General features: G+C 71.9%; 15 protein-coding genes, 1 pseudogene and 1 CRISPR repeat array. Of the genes and pseudogenes, 11 read left to right on the forward strand and 5 right to left on the reverse strand.

The genetic code is table 11. From position 1 onward, the window contains the following. Positions 1-210, forward strand: a pseudogene (locus AB0917_RS27005) (MarR family transcriptional regulator); the annotation flags it as partial. 263 nt (positions 211-473) lie between these two features. Continuing rightward, a CRISPR array of direct repeats spans positions 474-1,052; the repeat unit is 29 nt; unit sequence GTGGTCCCCGCGCGTGCGGGGGTGGTCCC. 59 nt (positions 1,053-1,111) lie between these two features. Here AB0917_RS27005 and AB0917_RS27010 read toward each other — a convergent pair. Then, entirely contained in the window at positions 1,112-6,394 is a 5,283-nt protein-coding gene (locus AB0917_RS27010; RefSeq protein ID WP_366822293.1) for a hypothetical protein, read from the reverse strand. Here AB0917_RS27010 and AB0917_RS27015 point away from each other — a divergent pair. Next, positions 6,366-6,542 (forward strand): hypothetical protein, encoded by a 177-nt coding sequence (locus AB0917_RS27015; protein ID WP_366822294.1) that lies wholly within the window; start codon positions 6,366-6,368, stop codon positions 6,540-6,542. The genes AB0917_RS27010 and AB0917_RS27015 overlap by 29 nt on opposite strands. A gap of 167 nt (positions 6,543-6,709) precedes the next feature. On the opposite strand, the gene AB0917_RS27020 is transcribed toward AB0917_RS27015, so the two are convergent. The 3 genes from AB0917_RS27020 to AB0917_RS27030 all read right to left on the reverse strand — a co-directional run bounded on the left by AB0917_RS27020 (position 6,710) and on the right by AB0917_RS27030 (position 10,117). After that, on the reverse strand, positions 6,710-7,474 hold the full coding sequence (locus tag AB0917_RS27020; protein ID WP_366822280.1) for an SDR family oxidoreductase: 765 nt from the start codon (positions 7,472-7,474) through the stop codon (positions 6,710-6,712). A gap of 126 nt (positions 7,475-7,600) precedes the next feature. Beyond that, positions 7,601-8,767 (reverse strand): cytochrome P450, encoded by a 1,167-nt coding sequence (locus AB0917_RS27025; protein ID WP_366822281.1) that lies wholly within the window; start codon positions 8,765-8,767, stop codon positions 7,601-7,603. Between the two features lie 279 nt (positions 8,768-9,046). Continuing rightward, the gene (locus AB0917_RS27030) at positions 9,047-10,117 is read right to left on the reverse strand and encodes a ScbA/BarX family gamma-butyrolactone biosynthesis protein (protein ID WP_366822282.1); all 1,071 of its coding nucleotides are present in this window, start codon (positions 10,115-10,117) and stop codon (positions 9,047-9,049) included. Positions 10,118-10,190: 73 nt separating this feature from the next. Between AB0917_RS27030 and AB0917_RS27035 the strand changes: the two genes are divergently transcribed. Further along, positions 10,191-10,874, forward strand: coding sequence for a ScbR family autoregulator-binding transcription factor (locus AB0917_RS27035; protein ID WP_366822283.1), 684 nt, complete (start codon positions 10,191-10,193; stop codon positions 10,872-10,874). Here AB0917_RS27035 and AB0917_RS27040 read toward each other — a convergent pair. Further along, positions 10,871-11,428 (reverse strand): shikimate kinase, encoded by a 558-nt coding sequence (locus AB0917_RS27040; protein ID WP_366822284.1) that lies wholly within the window; start codon positions 11,426-11,428, stop codon positions 10,871-10,873. The two genes, AB0917_RS27035 and AB0917_RS27040, sit on opposite strands and share 4 nt — an antisense overlap. 214 nt (positions 11,429-11,642) lie before the next feature. Here AB0917_RS27040 and AB0917_RS27045 point away from each other — a divergent pair, with 214 nt between their 5' ends. The 8 genes from AB0917_RS27045 to AB0917_RS27080 form a co-directional block, all read left to right on the forward strand. Next, a complete protein-coding gene (locus AB0917_RS27045) occupies positions 11,643-13,256 on the forward strand; it encodes a class I adenylate-forming enzyme family protein (protein ID WP_366822285.1) in 1,614 nt (537 codons plus the stop codon). Further along, positions 13,253-13,633, forward strand: coding sequence for a hypothetical protein (locus AB0917_RS27050; RefSeq protein WP_366822286.1), 381 nt, complete (start codon positions 13,253-13,255; stop codon positions 13,631-13,633). Before AB0917_RS27045 ends, AB0917_RS27050 begins: the two co-directional genes overlap by 4 nt. A 119-nt stretch (positions 13,634-13,752) precedes the next feature. Then, the gene (locus AB0917_RS27055) at positions 13,753-14,034 is read left to right on the forward strand and encodes a LysR family transcriptional regulator (RefSeq protein ID WP_366822287.1); all 282 of its coding nucleotides are present in this window, start codon (positions 13,753-13,755) and stop codon (positions 14,032-14,034) included. Positions 14,035-14,357: 323 nt separating this feature from the next. Then, positions 14,358-15,842 carry a 4-hydroxyphenylacetate 3-hydroxylase family protein gene (locus AB0917_RS27060; RefSeq protein ID WP_366822288.1) on the forward strand — a complete coding sequence of 495 codons (1,485 nt, stop codon included), beginning with the start codon at positions 14,358-14,360 and terminating at the stop codon, positions 15,840-15,842. A gap of 80 nt (positions 15,843-15,922) precedes the next feature. Next, positions 15,923-16,420, forward strand: a complete 498-nt coding sequence (locus AB0917_RS27065; RefSeq protein ID WP_366822289.1) for a flavin reductase family protein — start codon at positions 15,923-15,925, stop codon at positions 16,418-16,420. Beyond that, positions 16,417-17,469, forward strand: coding sequence for a hypothetical protein (locus AB0917_RS27070; RefSeq protein ID WP_366822290.1), 1,053 nt, complete (start codon positions 16,417-16,419; stop codon positions 17,467-17,469). Before AB0917_RS27065 ends, AB0917_RS27070 begins: the two co-directional genes overlap by 4 nt. A 59-nt stretch (positions 17,470-17,528) precedes the next feature. Next, entirely contained in the window at positions 17,529-19,067 is a 1,539-nt protein-coding gene (locus AB0917_RS27075) for an FAD/NAD(P)-binding protein (RefSeq protein WP_366822291.1), read from the forward strand. A 65-nt stretch (positions 19,068-19,132) separates the two neighbouring features. Continuing rightward, positions 19,133-20,002: class II aldolase/adducin family protein (locus AB0917_RS27080; protein WP_366822292.1), on the forward strand; the 870-nt coding region annotated here is incomplete at its 3' end.

Consider the following 20,002-nt stretch of genomic DNA (forward strand, 5'->3'; position numbering starts at 1 on the left):
CCCACCCCACCCCAACCCCTCCGCATCGAATGCACCAACTGCGGCCGCCCCGGCCCCCCACAAGCCCTCCCCGACGGCCTCTGCCGCCCCTGCCGTCAGGCCCACAGCAACGAAACCGACGACACTCCAGCCGGCCCCACCGACCCCACCGGAACCACCGACATCAAGGCACGCATGGCCAACCTCCGCAGCCTCCTCAAACCCGTCTGAGGCCGACAGCCGACGGATCAGCTCGCGTCTCTCCGCCTGACGGCACAAGCCACTAGCAGAGCGCATGCAATGGGGCTGAAATCTCGCAGGCCTACCCGCAGCTTCTGGTTGACGCCCGTCCCGGCTGGCGAGGAGGCACAATCAGTCCTGACATGCACGGGCTTCGAGCGGAGGCTGTTCGCAACACAAGGGGAGATATGTCCGTTTCTCAAGAAGTAAGTAAAAACAGCCCCTCGGCCGCATAAACCCGCAGGTCGCGAACTGTGGTCCCCGCGCGTGCGGGGGTGGTCCCGCTACGAAACGCATTGCTTCGCAGGTCAGACCGTGGTCCCCGCGCGTGCGGGGGTGGTCCCACGATCAACTACGTGATCTGGAAGTGGAACAAGTGGTCCCCGCGCGTGCGGGGGTGGTCCCGAAGGGCGTGTCCACCCGTTGGGCTTCGATGTGTGGTCCCCGCGCGTGCGGGGGTGGTCCCGGCGACAGCCCGTCGGGCATCCACTCCACCAGGGTGGTCCCCGTGCGTGCGGGGGTGGTCCCCGACCGGCGGCAGCACCATCGTCTACGTCCCCGTGGTCCCCGCGCGTGCGGGGGTGGTCCCGCGATCGCCGAGGAGCTGCGGACCGAGCTCGCGTGGTCCCCGCGCGTGCGGGGGTGGTCCCTACGCCATCGCGTCCGAGCCTGTGGCCAAACGGTGGTCCCCGCGCGTGCGAGGGTGGTCCCAGCGCCTCGTCCACGGCCAGAAGGTCCGCGAAGTGGTCCCCGCGCGTGCGGGGGTGGTCCCTACCAGGCCGCGTACGGCGCGGTCTTCCTTGGGTGGTCCCCGCGCACGCGGGGGTGCTCCCCCGTCAAGGTGCCCCAGGGCCGCACGGACGCCGTGGTTCCCCGCCGCCTGCGGCCCCCCTCAGGACCCCGTAGGCGGCGGCACCGTCGCCGTCGCGCCCAGGCCCAGGTGGTCGCGGGGGTCGGTTACGGAGTTGGGGTGGGTGGACAGGAGGTGGCCGGCCGTCGGGAGGGGCATGCGGATCACTACCGGGCGTGGGAGGGTCAGTTCGCGTTCCGCCACCTCCGTGCGGGACGGGCGCGCCCTGTCCGTCACTCGGGCCACCACCCTCACGTCCAGCGTGAACTGGACCAGCACCGACGCGAACTTGGGTTTGTGCAGGGGCATCGAGCCCGCGCCGTGTGCCGCCGCGCCGCTTGCCGAGGCCGCGCCGCCCGCGTTGGCCATCAGCTGGTTGAGGCGGAACTCGTCGGCGTTCAGCACCCCGGCGCCCAGCAGCCCGCGTGCCTGCCTGCTCTTCTCGGCCGAGCTCTGGCCGTCGCTCTGGGTGGGGCGGGGCGCCCCCAGGTGGCTCTGGGCCACCGTTTCGAACGTCATCTTGTCGCCCACCCCCAGCACCCGTCCGGCCCGCAGTCGTGCGTGCACCGAGGCCCGCAGGTCCTGACCCGTCGCCCCGCTCGCGTGTACCGGCGGCAGCTCCGCCCCCGCGTTCGTGAGCAGCGGCAGCGCTGCGGTCAGCCACTCCGTGGAGACCGCCTCGCCGAGCGTGTAGGCCGCCGCCTGGCCCTTCTGGCGGAACCGGTCGCCGCCCCCCGCCGCCCGCACCGCCGTGTTCACCAACTCCCGTACGTGCGCCGCCCCCTGGAAGCCGTTCACCTGCGCCTCCATCGGCAGCGGGACCCCGTACGACCGCCAGGAGCCCACCCCCGCCGGGTCACCGGCCGCCGCGCCCTGGACGGTGCGGCCCGGGGCGGGGAGGCGGGGGGCTCGGCGCGGGGCGCTCACCCTCCGCAGGGCCGCGAGGTCGCTCTCCAGGATCCGGTGGACCAGCGATGTGCGGCCCGAGCCTGCCAGGGCCAACCTGCGGTCTCCCCGGTGGAGTTCGAGGCTGGCCACGATCGGCACACGTACCTTCGCCGACTTAGCCGTCTTCGCCTCCGCCACCGTCTTCATGCCCAGCTGCCCGCGCTCCGCGCCGCCCCTGCGGCGTCCGGAACCCGAGGCGAGCCCGAGCCCGGCCGCCCCGCCCGCGCTCTTGACCTGCCCCGTCCCGCCGTCCGGCTTCCCGGAGCCCGCGAGGATGCCCTCCACGCCGGTGGTCGCGCCCTCGTCGTGGGAGGTGGCCTGCTGGGCGGCGGCCGAGGTGATGTACTCCATGTCCCGGCCGTCGTCCGCCTCCCCTTCCCGGACCCCCTCGCCGCTCCGGACGACCTTGAACACCGCCCAGTACGGCGTCCTACGGCCGTCCAGCAGCTCCACCGTGACCCCGCCGTCCATCGCGCTCCCCAACAGCCCCGCCGAGCCGTCCCGGTCCAGGACCCGCAGCAGCCGCTGCACGTTGTCGTTCCGGTCCCGCAGCTGCCGACGCGGCAGCAGGGCGTCGGCCAGGTCCTGCTGCCCGGTGCTCGTGAGGTTGCCGCGCAGCCCCTCCAGCAGCGGGACGAAGTCCGGCAGGTCCTCGATCATGCCGAAACCCAGCGGCAGGTCGCGGGCGAGCGTCGGGCCTGGTCGGCTCCGGCCGTCACCAGAACCAGAAGCGGAAGCGGAAGCGGAAGCAGGACCAGAAACAGCGTTGGCGCTGCCGTCGGCCGGCGCCCTCTCCGCGCCCTCCCCCTCCTCCTCCAGCTTCAGCGCCCTCCGCGCCGACTCCGGCAGGTCCACCCCCGCCGCCCGCAGCTGCTCCGCCGTCAGCCACACCGCGGCCACGCCCGGCAGGGTCCGCGCCGCGTTCGCCACGTACGGGCCGCCGCCCGTGACCTCGACCTCCGCCACCATCGTGACGAGCAGATCGCACCGCACCAGATACAGCGGCGCCTTCTTCGGCGTGTGCGCGTTGCGCTCCACGGTCCCCGACACGGTGGCCGCCTGGCTGTCGCCCGTACTCGTCGACCGGTACCCCGACAGCCCCTCGCCGACCCGCCACTCGGCGCCGTTCTGTACGCCGGAGGCCCCGACCTGCACCATACTGGCGGTGCCCTCCCCCTGCTGCCCGCCGGCCTGGTGGCCGCCCAGTACGAACGTCTCGGTGCCCGGCCCCGCCGTCTCGTGCACCAACTGCGGGGCCGTCAGCGCCAGTCGGGTGCCCACCGCGCCGTTCAGCGCGGCCAGCCGGCGCGGGTGGCGCAGGTTCTTCACCACCCACCCGGAGGACGCGGCCTGCCGCAGCGCCGCCGTGATCGCCCGTGGGCTGAAGCGTTCCTCGACCGCCAGCCGGGGCGCCAGCCCCTCCGTGGCCAGCGCCTCGTCCCGCCGGCCCGCCTGGCCACGGACGGCGGCCCGAGCCAGCAGAGCGAGGGCCAGGTCGCGCACCGGCTGCCCGTCGCCGATCGTCTCCACCAGCTGCCAGTCCCGTACCACCTGCCCGGCCGCCGGGGCCGGGGCCAGTCCGGCCAGCTCCCCGATGCCCGACGCGGCTACGGCCCGTTCCGGGCCGGGGGCCTGCCCGCCGCCCGCGTCCAGCCGCGCCTTCTCCTCCGTACCGACGGTGAACTCGGACGGCGTCAGCAGCCGTACGTCCTGCTCCTCCAGGTGCAGCCCGGACAGCAGCCTGGCCTCCGGCGCGTCCCGGCCGGGGCCGCCCGGGGTCACGGCCCGCGCCAGCTTGCGCTGCCGCGAGGTCATGGTGACGTCCACGTTCAGCCGCAGCGCCGCCCCGAACGCGCTCGCCTTCTCCGACCCGTTGGTGAGGACGTCGGTACGGGTGGTGGGGCCGCCCTGGTTACGGCGGCTGCCGGAGCTGGTCCGCTCGTAGCGGGCCGAGCCGGTGAGCACGCCCGGGACCAACCGCGCCTGGGCCAGCACCATGCCGCCGATGGAACGCGAACTGCTGCGCCCGCTCTGCGCGTTGGCGGCCACCCCGGAATGGGCGCGGACCAACCAGTCGTCGATCTCGCCCAGGTGGCGCGTCGCGCCCATCGTGCCGTGGACCCGCAGCTGTACGTCGTGGGCGTGCATCGCGGTCTTCCGGCGCAGCCTGACCCGGACGCCGGTGGACAGCAACTGGTCCTTGTTCACGCGCAAGTTGGCCTCGGAGAGGGCGGCCATCAGCTCGCGGTAGTTGGTGCGCTGCGCCTCGGCCTCCTCCCGGCTGAGGTCCGCCGGGGGCGGCGTGGCGCCGAAGGCCGGCAGGTATCCGGCCAGCCGGGGGTCGGTCGCGAACAGCTCACGGACGGCCTTCACCATGGGCCCGGTGTCGAGCCGGCCGAGCGTGACGCTGGATCCCATCGCGCCGAACGGGAGATGCCTCCTCTCCCCCTCCGCCTCCGCCGCCTCCGACTCGGCCTCGGCCTCGGCCCCGGACGTGCTCGACTCGGGGCCTGAGCCTGAGCCCGACTCGGAGTCCGTGTCCGACACCGAGTCCCTGCCCGACGCTGAGCGCCCGCTCGACGCCGAGCGCCTGCCCGACGTCGAGCCCGTCTCCGACACCGACCCGGCCGACTCCGACTCCGACTCCGACTCCGACTCGGCTATCGACTCCAACACCGGGTCCAGGTCCAGCACCGGCTCCGGCACCGGCACTGGCTCCGGCCTCTTGATGAACTCGTCCGCCGTCACCCCCGGCGGCAGCGGCAGCCCCAACTCCTGGGCCTCGTCCGCCCGCAGTCCGATCCACACCCGCATCGTGTGCGTGGCCACCCGTGTCTCCGGGTGCAGGATCATCCGGGCCGACCGGGGGCCGGTGCCCTCCACGGTGAACTCGGCGGTCCCGAGGTACAGCACCTTCTCGCCCCGCACCTCCGCGCCCTGCCTGCTGGAGACGGTCTGCTCGTGCACGCTGAACCGGGCCTTGCGGGCCGCGGCGACCGGCATCGCGGTGGCCCGTACCACCGCAGCGTTGGCCGCCGCCCCGACCCCGATCGCCGGGCCGATCCCGCCCGCGACGGCGCGCCCCTTGCCCGCCGACTCGGTCGCGGTGTGCTGCGCCTGCTGGTGCGTACGCAACTGGGTCTTCCCGATGCTCCAGGCAGGGGTCAGCCCGGTGACGGCGGCGCGCATGCGGTACGTGCCCGCGCTGCCGCCGTCCTTGGAGTACAGGTCGTCCCCGGTGACGCCGTCGCCCAGCAGCCGGGGCAGGTCCTCCAGCACGGTCGCGGTGGCGGTCGCCTCGTACAGCCGGGAGCGGCCCGGGGCGCCGGGCGCGGTCAGCGAGGGGTGCAGGACGGAGGCGACCGCGTCGAACAGCCCCCCGCCGCCCTCGTGCGGCCCGGCGGTGTCGGAGACGGCGACCGGGGCCAGCGAGCCGGCCAGCGAGACCTGGCGCGCGAGACCGGCGTCCACCGGCTGCGGCCGGGCCGGCGCCCCGGTGTCGGCCGGGACCAGGTGCTCGGTGGGCACCCGCTGGGTCAGCCCTCCCGAGCCCCGGAACTCCTGCTCCTCGCCGCCCTTCTGCGGCCGGGCCCGTACGACGTACACCACCCGGCGCGGTACCTCCACCGAGCCCTTGTCGCTGCGCAGCACCCGTGGTTCGGCCACGCCCCGCTGGGAGCGGGAGTCCCGCGAGGACTGCCAGGGCTGCACGCTCCCCGTCACCGCGCCGCCCAGCCACAGCCCCGGTACGACCGGTGCGAGCCCGAACGCCGTACCGCCCGCCCCCTTGCCGGAGGAGTTGCCGACCGTGCTGCTCGCGGTGGCCCCGCTGTTGTGCTGGACGTCGACCTTGGTCTCCTTGCCCTCCGCGTCGTCCACCGCGGCGAGCGGCGCCCCGCCCGGGTCCGGGGCGGCCGTCGCGAGGGCCTCCGCCGGGTGGAACGTGGGCGGCCGGTCGCCGGGCGCGGGCGCGATGCTGACGGTGACGTCGAAACCGTCGCCGCCCCGCCCGCCCCTTCCGCCCTGTCCGCCCTGTCCGCCCCGCGCACCCTCCACCGCGAACGCACGGCCCCGGCCGAAGAACGACTCGGGCCGCCCGGCCAGTTCGGCGGCGATGGCGGCCACCGTGCCGTCGCCGTGCCCCACGATGGCGGCGACCGCGTTACGGACGAACTCGTGCCCGGTCAGCCCGTACGCCGTGGAGAGGCCGCCCGCCTCCAGGTCCATCAGGTACGGCGGCAGTACGAGCCCCTGTACGGCGCGCTCGTCGACGGCCGGGAGCGGGACGGCGGGCCGCTTCCCGCGCCGCACCGCCCGCGCGGTGGCCTCGTTGCCCATCGTCCGCTGCATGGTCTGCAAGGTCTGCACGGCCCGCATGGTCTGCGTGGTCGGCAAGGGGCGGGGGCCGCCGCCGAGGGTCTCCGGGCCGGCCGGGCGCATCGCCCGGGGCGCCCGCCCCGTGCTCCCGGACACGCCCCGCGCGCTCGCGCTCCCGGCCCCGCTGTCGCTCCCCGACCACTGCTGATGCCTCCGCACAGCGTCAACGTAGCCAGCGGCGGGGCGGCGGACGGCCGATCGGGCGGCCTCGCGGTCGTTCGCCGCCGACTCCTCATCCGCGCGCCAACTCCCGTACACCGGAAGGTCCACGCGGGTCCCGTCAACGGCGCCCTGCTGATGCGCCGGCGGCGGCTGTCAGCGGGCTGTCCAGCCGCCGTCCACGGGGAGGGTCGCACCCACGACGAACGAGGCCTGGTCGCTCAGCAGCCAGGCGGCCGCCGCCGCGATCTCGCGGGGGTCCGCCGTCCGCGGCAGCGGGGCCATGGTGCGCAGCTCCTCCTCCAGGCCCGGGTTCAGGTCGAACCACCGGTCCATCATCTCGCTGCGCGTGGTGCCGGGAGCGATCGCGTTGACCCGGATGCCCTGGTCGGCGTACATGGCGGCCGCCTTCGTCAGGCCGATGACCGCGTGCTTGGAGGCGATGTACGGGGCGGCCGCCGGGGTGGCCACCAGGCCCGCCACACTGCTGTTGTTCACGATCGCCCCACCGGCGGGCAGCATCGCGGCGAGCTCGTGCTTCATGCAGTTCCAGGTGCCGCGGACGTTGACGGCCATGACGTCCTCGAAGTCCGCGTCGTCCATCAGGTGCATCGGTACGGGCACCACCGCCGTCCCCGCGTTGTTGAACGCGGCGTCCAGCCCGCCGAGGCGCTCCACCGCGGCCTCGACCGCGGCCTTGGCCTCGCCGGGGTGGGAGACGTCCGCGGCGGCGTGGTCGGCGTCGAAGCCCTGTGCTCGCAACTCCGCTGCGACCGCCGCCAGTTCCTTGTCCCGTCGGGCTACCAGGAAGACCGAGGCCCCGGCCTCGCAGAACGTCCTGGCCGCAGCGGCTCCGATGCCGCTGCTGGCGCCGGTGATCAGTGCCTTCCGGCCGGCCAACAGGTTGTCGATATTCACCATGGCAGCAACCTGCCACGTCCCTGAACCGGCCGGAACACGGGCGCGGTGGATCTGGCTTGATCCACCGCGCCCACAGGCATACCGGCACGCCTGGATGCTTTACTCACCTGGGTCGACGAGTTGACCTCATTGGCCGGAACCCGCCCCTGCCGGGGTCCGCAGGAACACCGGAAGCTCGCGGTGGCCGTTCGAGACGAACGACGTCTGCGGCCGCAGCTCCTCGGCGGGGACGGTCAGCGCCAGCTCCGGGAAGCGCTCGAACAGGGCGGGCAGGGCGATGTGCACCTCCATTCGGGCCAGTTGCGCGCCCAGGCAGTAATGCGGTCCATGACCGAACGAGGTGTGATCGCGGCGCGTGGCACGGGTGACGTCGAAGCGGCCCGCGTCCGGGCCGTGGTGCTCCGGATCCCGGCCGGCCCCCACGAAGCACAGGACGATGGGGTCGCCCTTGGGGATCGTCACGTCGCCGGTGTCGATGTCCTCGACGGCGTACCGCAGGATGCTGTGCGCACCCGGCGGCTCCAGGCGCAGGGTCTCCTCGACCACGTCCTCCCAGGAGGCGCGGCCCTCGCGGACGTGCGCGAACTGCTCGGGGTTGCTCAGCAGGGCGACGACCGCGTTGTCGATGAGGTTCACGGTCGTCTCGTATCCGGCGGTGAAGAGGAGGATGAGGTTGTCGAGCAGCTCCTTCTCGCTCATGTCGGCAGGGTTCGAGTCCCGGGACGCGATGAGCGCCGAGGTCAGGTCGTCACCCGGGTTCCCTCTCCTGAGCGCGACGAGCTCGGTCATGTTCCGGTAGAGATCGAGCGTGTTCGCCTGCGCCTCCTCCGCCGTCGCGGAGGTGGCGAAGAATCCCCTGATGATCCGGTGGAATGCCGGACGCACCGACGCGGGAATCCCGAACAGCTCGCACACGACCTGGTGCGGCAGGACGTGCGCGAACTCCTCGCGCAGATCGACCGGTTCACCGGCGGGCCCCGCCTCCAGACGGTCCAGCAGCTCCCCGGTGATCTTCTCGATCCACGGACGCAGGGCCGCCACTCTGCGGGCGGTGAACTCCCCCGCCACGGGCTTGCGCAGCCGGGTGTGGTCGTCGCCGTAGGCGGTGACCATGTTCTGGACCGAGACCCAGATGGCCAGCGGCCACTCCTCGGAGACCTCGCCGCTGATCCACGCCGGCCAGTGCCGGTAGGCGTCCTTCGATACGCGCGGGTCGACCAGCAGCCGCTTGACCAGGTCGTAGCTGGTGACCGACCACGCCTCCACCCCGCCGGGAAGGACGACCCTCGTCACGCGTCCCCGGGAGCGGATCTCTTCTACTTCGCCGTGAATGTCCTGACCAAGCGGATCAATACGGAACGGGCACTGCTTGCTCACAGAGAAATCCCCCCCAGAGAAATCGTGAGAACGAAGATGGTGGGACCGAAGTCCGATGTGAAGCCGGAGTCCGGCACGCAGCCGAAGCCCGGTGTGAGGCTGGAGTCCGGTGTGGGACCGGAGTCCGATGTGAGGCCGGAGTCCGGCACGCAGCCGAAGCCCGGCACGAGACCGGGGTCCGGTGCGAGAGCGGAATCAGGCGGAGACGGCGATTCCGGTGATGAGCGCGCTGAAGACGCTCTGGCCGCCCTGGCGGGCCGAGACACGGAGGCAGACCGTGCCCGGCTCCCCGTCGGCCGCCGGGCACGCCTCGATCACGCAGGGCGCGCCGAACTCCGCGTAGCGGTCGAAGCACAGGCGCATCGAGGCGGGGTAGAAGCCGGCCGGTCCGACCGCGGCCTGGGCGGCCTGGTGGACCGCCTCCAGGAGCACCATGCCCGGGACGTGGTCGTTGGGGCGTGCGAACAGGGCCGGATTCGCCGGGTCGGCGCGCAGCACCCAGCGCAGGGGTTCCCTCGTGGGGGAGAGCACGACGTCGGCGGGATCGGCGCGTCGTACGGTGGCCGGCGGTACGGGAGCGGGCAGCCGGACCGACGGCAGGGCGGTCAGCCGGTCGCCGCGCAACCTGCGGTAGGTGGCCGGAGAGGTGGAGGTCAGGGTGCCGTAGCCGGTCGCGACGACCTGGCCGCCGCGGGTGATGACCATGTGGCAGGTCATCCGGGCGAGGCAGGCGCCTCGGCGCCGGATGTCGGAGCAGGTGAGGTCCAGCAGGAGCGGCGGGCCGTCGGCGGCGGCGTGTGCCCGGTCCGGCTCGATGGTGTAGTTCAGGTCCCGCATCAGGAAGTGGTGGTCCAGCGGGACGGCGAACTCGGCGTGGGCCACCAGCCGGCCGGCCTGGCGGATGGTCTCCGCGATGAGCGACGGGGCGTGGCGCCCGTGCAGCGGTGAGTGAAAGGGATGGGAATCCGGCCAATCCAGAGCCAGTGTGAAGCGGTCGGTGTCTGTGCGAACCCAGTCCGATATCAGGACATCGGATGGCCGGGAGCGATGCAGGAGCTGCCCCGGCGCGGCCCGCCGAGGCGGGACGGTGGCGCCAACTTCGCTGTTCTCGCAGGCAGTTGTGGTGGGGTCCGGAAGAACTCTCGGGCCCTCCTGGTGCATGGCTGTGCTGATCGACATGTTGCCCCCCATGGCAGATCTCGAGCCAGTGACGGATCGAGCCAGTGGGAAGATACGTGCTTCCAGGTATGATTCGCAATCACCCATGTGTGATCCACGGACCCTGTACCCGATCGGTACAGCGGTCGGCGGCGTCACACCACAATCGACGGGAGCATGCGTGACTCAGCACGAGCGATCGAAGAGGACCCGGGGCCTCATCGTCGAGGCCGCGGGCGCGGTGTTCGCGGAGAAGGGGTACAACGGGGCCACCATCTCCGATGTCTACCAGCGGGTAGGACTCACCAAGGGCGCGTTCTACTACTACTTCACCGGCAAGGAGGACCTGGCGCGGGCCGTGCTGGACAGCCAGGTCGGCGAGGTCCCGTTCCCGCTCGTGCCGCGCACCACCCGGCTCCAGGAGCTCGTCGACGCCGGGATGCTCTTCGCCCTCCAGGTCCGCAAGGACACCGCCGTGCAGGGCAGCCTCCGGCTCTCCCTGGAGCACGGGGCGCACGACCTGGACCGGCGCCGGCCGTACGAGAACTGGATCGCCCACAACAGGCACGCGCTCACCCTGGCCAAGGACGCCGGTGAACTCCACGCGCACGTCGACCCCGAGGCCGTGGCGCAGTTGTTCGTCGGCGCGTTCTCCGGGGTCCAGGTGCTGTCGGAGGCGATGAGCGACTGGGCCGACCTGGAGGAGCGCACCTCGGTGATGCTCCAGCACGTCCTGCCTGCCATCGCCCTGCCCGGCCCGCTGGCCCAGGTGGACATGGGCCCCGACCGGGCCGCGCGCGTCCTCGCCGACCTGGAGAAGCTCCAGCAGGAGGAGGCCGCACAGGGGCGCCCGAGCGACGACTAGGCGGACCGGCCCTCGCCATCGGCGGCCCGGTCCGCCGCCGACACCACCGCCAGTACCGCATCCGCCACCTCGGCCAAGGGCCCGTCAGCCGCGACCGAGGCCCGGCTGACCCGCTCGTACCACGGCTCGCGGGCAGCCACGAGGGCCTGCCAGCGGGCCCCGGCGGCATCCGCGAGCAGCGGACGCCCCGCGCCGGACCCGATCCGCTCCGTCGCCGTCTCCGCGGTGACCGTCAGCCGGACCACCGCGTGCCCCGCCAGCCGGGCCCGCGTCGACGCGTCCGCCACGGCCCCGCCGCCCAGGGCCAGTACGCCCCGGAAGCCGGCCAGCGACTCCCGTACCGCCTCCCGCTCCAGGGACCGGAACCCCGCCTCGCCCCGGGCCGCGAAGATCTCCGCCACCGACCGCCCCGCCCGCCGCTCCACCTCGGTGTCCGTGTCACGGAACGGCAGCCCCAGCCGGGCGGCCAGCGCCTGACCCACCGTGGTCTTGCCCGCGCCGGGCGGGCCGACCAGGACGACAGCGGGAGCGGTGGCGGGCACGGGCGCGGCCAAGGGGACCTCCGGGAGCGGACTTCACGGGGTGGACACCGCCCGAGTCTGCGGATGCGGCGGCCGTCGCGCAGGGCCGACATGACACAGATGCGCGGCATCAGGATTCCCGATGACAGTTGCATACCTGCATGCACGTTTGTTTCCATCGGTGCTGTCTTCGCGGGAGGCCCCGCGCTCAGAGACGACGGCTCTTGACCGACCACGGAGAAGCCACATGATCAAGCTCGATGACATCCGGCGCCACGCGGCCCACGGTGCGACACGGGACGCCTTGATCGACGGACAGGTGCGGCTGACCTGGGGCCGGTTCGGCGACACCGTGGAGAGCGTCGCCGCGGGGCTGGCGCAGCGGCTGCCCGCCGACGGCCCGGTCCGGGCGGTCTTCCTGGCCAAGAACACCTGGCAGCTCACCGTCGCGATGAGCGCCTGCGCCACCCTGGGTGTGTCCTGCACCGGCCTGGACGCCGACACCGACCCGGACACCCTCGCATCGGTCCTCACCCGGCTCGAACCGTCCTTCGTCTTCTCGGACTCGGACCGCCGCACCGTACTCGACCGGCTCGTCCGGCCCACCGGCCCCGAGGCCCTGCACATCCTGCTGGACGGCACCTCGCAGCCGGGCGACGACCCCGACCCCGCCCGCCGCCGGACACTCCCCTTCGACCGCCTGACCTCGACCGAACCGCTGCGCGAGCTGCCCGCCCCACTGCCGTACGAGTCCTTCGCGATCAGCGACGACGACGCGGGCCCGGTCCGGATAGCCGTACGCCGCACCCCCTACGAGGGCCGTCATCTGGTCGACCTGGTCGACGAGTTCGGTCTCGCCCGCAGCGATGTGCATCTGGCCTCGGCCCCGCTGGCGCAGCACTCCGCGCTCGCGCTGACCCGCACCGCGCTCGGCGTCGGCGCCACCGTCGTACTCGCCGACGGCGCCGACGGCCCGGCCCTGACCGCCCTGCTGGCCGACGAACGGGTCACCACCGCCACCGTCGGCCCCGCGGCCCTGCGCGCGCTGCTCGCCCAGCCCGCCGACGCCGCGCCCTCCCCCCGCACCGGCCACCTGCGCTTCCTGGCCACCCCGGCCCGGCAGTTGGGCACCTGGGCCGTCAACACCGCCTGGGAGCGCCTGGGCCCGGTCCTGCACACCACCCTCGGCAGCCCCGAGACCGGCCTCACGGCCGTGCTGGGGCCCGAGGAACTGCTGGTCTCCCCTCCGCACTCGGGCCGCACCACCCTCGGCACCACCGTCGTGGTCCTCGGCGAGGACGGCCGGGTGCTGCCGCAGGGCGAGACGGGCAGGCTCGGCTTCGCCGGGCACCAGGTGATGGACGGCTACCTCGACGGGGACGCCGCCTTCACGACGCTCGACCACGGCCCGGGTGAGGAGCGCTTCCTCCTGACCGGCCAGTGCGGGCGCATCGACGGGACCGGCCGGCTACAGGTCACCGGGCGCACCACCGGGGTCCCGGTCCAGGAGCGCGGGTCGGCCGTGGACGCCGAGCTGTTCCGCCTGGAGTCGGACCTGCTGAGCCTGCCGTGCCTGCGCGACACCGCGGTCATGCGGGTCAGCAGCCCGGTGCTGGGCGACGCGATCGTCGTGCCGTTCATCGCGGTGGCGGTCGGCCGCGAGGCCACCGGCTACGAGGCCCTCAGCGCGGCCTGCGCCCGCCGGGTGCCGTCGCTGGCCGCGCACGTCATCGCCGTGGACACCATCCCGTACAGCCCGACGGGCCGCATCCGCAGCGGAGAGCTGCTCGACGCGGTGCTGCCCATCATCACCCTGAATCTGCAGCTCGAGCAGTCGATGCAACAGGAGATGTCCACATGACCGTGCCCTCCCTCGACGACCCGATGTACGACGAAGAGCCGGTGGAGGACTTCGATTCGGCGTTCTTCGCGCTCGAACTCGAACTCCTGGAGCTGCCCTGCGTCAAGGACATCACGGTGCTGCGCACCCGGCTCCCCGAGGTGGGCGAGACGCTGGTCGTGGTCTACGTACCGCTCTCGGCCGACCAGGAGATCGGCGGCCGCCATGCGGCGCTGGCGGCCTGTGAGCGGCGACTGCCCTGGGTGCTCTCGCACGCGGTGGCGGTCGACTCCATTCCGCGCAGGGCCGGCGGCGAGGCGCGCACGGGGCTGCTGATCGACCGTCTGCTGCCGCAGATCGCCCGGGACCTGCTCTCCCCGATGGAGATGTCCGACTGACGCGGCGGCCCCACGGGCGACGTCCTGCGGGCGACGTCCCACGGGAGCCAATTTATACATGCGTCGTGGTATGTTGCACTCTCCGGGGCTTCTCGGCTCCGCAGAAGGGAGCCTTCGCCGTGCAGTTTCAGCAGCTGCGCACGTTCCGCGAGGTGGCGGCAGAGATGAGCTTCACCCGTGCCGCGCGGAACCTCCACTACTCGCAGCCGAGCATCACCGCCCACATCAAGAACCTCGAAGAGTTCATCGGGGCCCCGCTGTTCCATCGCGGAGGCGGCCACATCGAGCTCACCGAGGCCGGCCGCAAGCTCCTTCCCCACGTCGAGCAGATCATCACGATCGCTGACACCGCGTGTCGCGAAGCTGCCCTCGCCGGCCGCTCCGGAACCGCCGCCGCCTGAATTCGCGGCCGAACTCCATTCTCCGTCCGCCGAACGGCCCGACGGTGCATCGCGCTCCATTCGATGCACCGTCGGGCCGTTTTTCTTGCACGCCTCCGAGGAATGCATAGTTCCACCGTCTTCGCTGGTCACGACAGGTTGGCGTGGATGAGCAATTCTCCATGCGTGACCCCGCAAGAACGCGCCGCCAAGGCTGCCTAATCTCGGGTCAATCGAACTGCGCCCCAATTAACGGTTCGCCTGTTTCCACACCCGGAGAGGATCAACAAATGGGTCAGGTCCCCATAGCCGATCAGTCGGCCGCGGAAGCCCCGAACGACCTTATGACAGGTGACACGTACCTGGAGAGCCTGCGCGACGGCCGTCAGGTGTTCCTGGACGGCGAGCTCGTCAAGGACGTGACCACGCACCCGGCCTTCGCCAACGCCGCGAAGTCCACCGCGCACCTCTACGACGCGCTCCACCACCCGGACACCCAGGACCTGATGACGACGGTCGACCGGTACACCGGTGCCCGCGTCCACCGCTTCTTCACCCCCGCGCACTCGGCCGAGGACCTCCTCAAGGCCCGTGACGCCATCGAGCACTGGGCCAGGCTGAGCTACGGCTTCATGAACCGCACGCCCGACTACAAGGCGTCGTTCATGGCCGGCCTCGCCAACACCCACGACTTCTACGAGCCGTTCGGCGACAACGCCCGCGCCTGGTACGAGAAGTACGCCCGCCGGGGCCTCTCGATCAGCCACGCGATCGTCAACCCGCCGGTCGACCGCAACAAGCCGGCGCACGCCATCCGCGACGTCTACCTCAAGGTCGTCGAGGAGCGCGGCGACGGCATCGTCGTCGAGGGCGCCAAGCTCATGGCCACCGCCTCGGCGCTGTCCAACGTCGCCTTCGTCGGCCAGATCCACCTCGCCAACCTCGAGGCCGGCAAGGCCGACGACATGGCCCTGGCCTTCATGGCGCCGATGAACACCCCGGGCATGAAGGTCGTCTGCCGCCCGTCGTACGAGTCCAAGGCGACCAGCCCGTTCGACAACCCGCTCTCGAGCCGCTTCGACGAGAACGACGCGGTGCTGGTCTTCGACAAGGCGTTCATCCCGTGGGAGAACATCCTGATCTACCGGGACACCGAGAAGATCCACCAGTATTTCCCCCGCTCGGGCCTGCTCAGCCGCGGCTTCTTCCAGGGCGCCATCCGCATGTCGGTCAAGCTGGAGTTCATGGCCGGCCTGCTCGACCGGGGCACCCGGCTCAACGGCACGGACCAGTTCCGCGGCGTCCAGGCGGGCCTCGGCGAACTGCTGGCGTGGCGGCACCAGACCTGGGCCGTCACCACCGCCATGGCGCTCGACCCGGAGGCGGGCCCCGGCGGCACCGTCCTGCCGCGCATGGACTACTCGGCCGGCTACCGGGCGCTCGCGCCGATCAGCTGGGAGCGCACGCACCGCTTCTTCGAGGAGCACCTGGCCGGTGCCCTGCTGATGACCCCCTCCAGCCACAAGGACCTCCAGAACCCGGAGCTGCGTCCGCTCCTCGACCGTTACTACCGCGGCTCGGGCGGAACGGCCGAGGAGCGCGCCAAGCTCTTCAAGATGGCCTGGGACGCGATCGGCACCGAGTTCGGCGCCCGCCACGAGCTGTACGAGCTCAACTACGCCGGTGGCCCCGACCAGGTGCGGCTGGACACCCTCAACTGGTCCCGCGGCGCCGGCCTGCTCGACAACTACGGCGCACTCGTCCAGCAGGCCATGGACGACTACGACCTCGACGGCTGGACCCGCGGTCGCTGGGCCCAGGACAACTGACCGCCCCGCCACGACCGGACGGGTGCGCGCGGCCACCGCGCCCCGGGCACCCCTCCGGCCGGCCAGCAGAGAGGATGCTCATGAATCACGACCTGCGCGACGTGATGCGTACCTTCGCCACCGGGGTCTGCGTCGTCAGCACGTACACCGAGCACAACGACGAGCGGCGCCACAACGCCATCACCGTCAACTCACTCACCTCCGTCTCGCTGACCCCGCCCCTGGTGTCACTGAGCTTCCGTCAGGACTCCGAGTTCTTCACCGAGTTGCTGACATCAGGCGTGTTCGGCATCTCGATCCTCGGCGCCGACGGCGAGGGCACCGCCCGCGCCTTCGCGCGGCGCCGCCCCGAGCGCGACCGGTCACTGCGCGAGCTGGTCGGCGAAGAGGGCGAGGCCACCGGGACGCTGCTCTTCGAGGCGGCGGCCTGGATGGAGTGCCGGCTGCGCGACCACGTGGTCGCCGGCGACCACGTCATGGTCATCGGCGAAGTGGTCGGCCTCGGCGCCCGCGAGTCCCAGCCGCCACTGATCTTCCTGCAAGGCGGATTCCACAGATTCGAACTGGAACAGGTATGAGATCGCGAGCCAAGAAGTCTTTGACCTGGTGGGGGATCCTCGCCTCCGCCCTGGCCGTCACCGGCATGTCCGTACTGCTGTGGCCGGTCACCCCCGCCCCGGCGACCGCCGCCGTGCAGAGCACCGCCGCCGGCTCCGGCTCCGGCACCGTGAACCTCTGCCTGGCCACCAAGGCCGCCCCCACCCATGAGTACCCCATCCAGGTCACCCGGTGGGCCGCCGACATCCTGCTGAAGGAGACGCTCTCGTACGAGGGCACCTGCGCCGCCTACGGTGCGCCCAGCGCCCTCGGCAACGGAAACCTGCGCACGTACGCGCAGATCTCCGGCGGCAAGCCGCGGACCGTCGGCATCGTCTTCCCCAAGTCCACGCTGAACAACCTGCCGACCGCCATGACCGACGGCAACCACTGCTTCGACATGGACGACGACGGCACGGTCGACGAACACACCGAGTGCGTCGGCGGCCACGAACGCCCGCTGGAACTGCCCGCCGCGCTCACCGGGTTGACCGGCATGCCGCTCAAGTGGGCCCTGGTGAACTACAACCCCATGGGCCACGGCCCCGAGCACATCTACGACTCGCCGCACTTCGACTTCCACTTCTACATCCAGCCGAAGGCGGAGCGCGACGCGATCCGGACCGGCCCCTGCGGCCTGGCCATCAACTGCGACGACTTCGAGACGGCCACCAAGCCCGTGCCCCCGCAGTACCTGCCGCAGGACTACGTGGACAACGGCGTCGCCGAGGCGGCCATGGGCAACCACCTCGTCGACATGAGCTCGGACGAGTGGCACGACCAGGACTTCACCCAGACCTTCATCTACGGCGCCTACGACGCGAAGATCACCTTCCTGGAACCGATGATCACCAAAGCCTGGTTCGAAGGCCTCGCCACCGGTGCCAACCCCAACCGCTGCTGGCCCGTCAAGCAGCCTCAGGAGTGGCAGATCGCCGGCTGGTACCCCCAGGAGTACTGCATCACCTACCGCGCCAACCGCGGCGACTACACGGTCTCGATGCAGGACTTCAAGCACAGCGCCGCCTGAACCGGCCGCCGCACCACGCCCCCGCGCCCGCCTGCCACGAATTGATTGGTGACTGACACATGTCCCGAGGATTCTCGATCGGCGTCGTCGGAGGAGGAGCCGCTGCAGTCTGCTTGATCGACGCGTTGTCCAGGACACACAGCGAGCCAGGCAGCCTCACCGTCTTCGAGCCGTCGCCGCACCTGTGGCGCGGCCGTGCCTACCAGGTCGACACCGAGACACTCAAAGTCAACGCGACACCGGACGACATGTCCGTGCGCCACGGAGACCTCCAGCACTTCGAGAACTGGCTGGAGACCCGGGACAAGGTCATCGGGGTCCGGGCGAGCGTCGACCACCGGTCCGGAAGCCGGTTCGCACCCCGGACCGTCTACGGGGAGTACCTGGAGCAGACCGCGTACGCCGCCCTCGGCGAGCTGCGCCGGCGGGGCTGGCGGGTCGACCTGGTGGGCGAGGGGGTCACCTCGGCCAGCCGGGCCGCCAACCGGGTACTGCTGCGCACCGGCAACGGCCGGGCCCGTGCCTTCGACTACGCCATCCTGTGCGTCGGCGGCGACAGCCCCAAGGACGTCTACGGACTGTCCGGGACCCCCGGCTTCGTCGCCGACCCGTACCCCGTCGTCAGCAAGCTGGCCGACGTGGGCGAGCAGGACGACGTCGCGGTCATCGGCAGCGGCCTGACGGCCATCGACATCATCCTGTCGCTGGCCGCCCAGGGACACCAGGGCCACATCAGCCTCCTCTCCCGCCGGGGCGTGCTGCCCGGCGTACGCCAGAGGGCCGTCCCCTTCGAGCTGCGCCACTTCACCCCGCAGCGGATGGAGACCCTCGCCGTCGGCCGCCCCGAGCTGACCCTCGACGAGATCGCCGCCGTCATGCGGGCCGAGTTCCGCGACGCGGGGGCCGACCTGGACGCGGTCGTCTCGGAGATCATCCGGGTCGACCTGGAGGACCCGGTGGACCGGCTGCGCCGTCAGATCCACGAGGTCGACTCGCCCCACATGGGGCTGCGGATCCTCCAGCGCGCGGTCCCCGAGACGGGCCCGGACGTCTGGCCGCGCCTGCGCGAACAGGACAAGGTGCAGCTGCTGCGCGCCCACTACCGCACGATCATGAGCCTGTGCTGCCCCATGCCGCCGGGCAGCGCCGGGGTCCTGCTCGAACTCGTCGAGGCGGGCCGGCTCGACATCGCCGCAGGATTGCAGAGCATCACGCCCAGGGCCGAGGGCGGCTTCGACGTCCTGACCGCCGAGGGCGCCGACTTCACCGCCGACCGGGTCATCAACGCGGTCAACGCGTCCGAGGGGCGGATTCCGACCAGCGCCGCCCCCCTGGTGACCTCCCTGATGCGCAGCCGGGTCGCCAGCCGGCACCCGCACGGAGGCCTGCACATAGCCCGGCCCACCAGCCAGCTGACGGCCAACGGCCGTCCCGACCCCCGCCTGTACGGACTCGGCAACATCGCCGCCGGCTCCCTCTTCTTCACTTTCGGCATCCCGTCCCTGGTCGACCGCAGCCAGGACATCGTCTCGACGGTCCTCCAGCACGCCGAAACCGTCCGCGCCGCGGACACCGAGAACGTCCTGCTCACCGTCTAGCCCGCACCCGCCCTCCCCACCCACCGCACACCGCACCTGTCACCGGAGATGAGGAACGCCCGACCATGAGCATCACGGACACCGACCGGCCCGCCTACCTCGCCGACACCCACACAGGCCTGCCCATTCCCGGCGAGCCGGTCTTCGCCACGCACGAGGAGACCCGTCGGCACCGCAAGCAGCGCCTGGCCGCCGCCCTGCGCCTGTTCGGCAAGTACGGCTTCGGGGAAGGGATATCGGGCCACATATCGGTCCGTGACCCGGAGTACCCCGACCAGTTCTGGGTGAACCCCTTCGGCGTCTCCTTCAACCTGGTCCGCGTCGCCGACCTGATCTGCGTCGACTCCGCCGGCCGCGTGGTCCACGGCGACCACCGGGTCAACCCGAGCGCGTTCGTCATCCACTCCGCGATCCACGAGCTGCACCCCGGAGCCACCGCCGCCGCCCACGGCCACACCGCGCACTCCCGCGCGCTCGGCTCCCTGGGCAGGCTCCTCGAACCCATCGACCAGGAGTCCGCCGCCTTCTACGGCCGGCAGGCCTTCTACGAGGAGTACGAGGGCCCCTCGGTCTCCGTCGAGCAGGGCCGCGACATCGCCGAGAAGCTCGGCGACAACCGGTCCATCCTGCTGCGCCACCACGGCCTGATCACGGTGGGCGGCTCCCTCGACGAGGCCGTGCACTGGTTCTTCACGTACGACAGCTGCGCCCAGGTGCAACTGCTCGCACAGGCGGCGGGCACGCCGAAGGCCTTCACGCACGAACAGGCCGTGGCGGCGGGCGACGGCTTCGGCAACGAGCAGCTGGGCCGGTTCAGCTTCCAGCTGCTCTGGGACGAGATCACGCGGGGCCTCGTCGTCGTGCATGCGCCACTGTGCAATCGCCCGCCAGGCACAGGCCGGGTCGCTGACATCGAGCAGCGCGTCGATCTGCGC

Origin of the sequence: Streptomyces sp. NPDC007346 (genome assembly GCF_040703535.1) — a bacterium.
Lineage (GTDB): Bacteria > Actinomycetota > Actinomycetes > Streptomycetales > Streptomycetaceae > Streptomyces.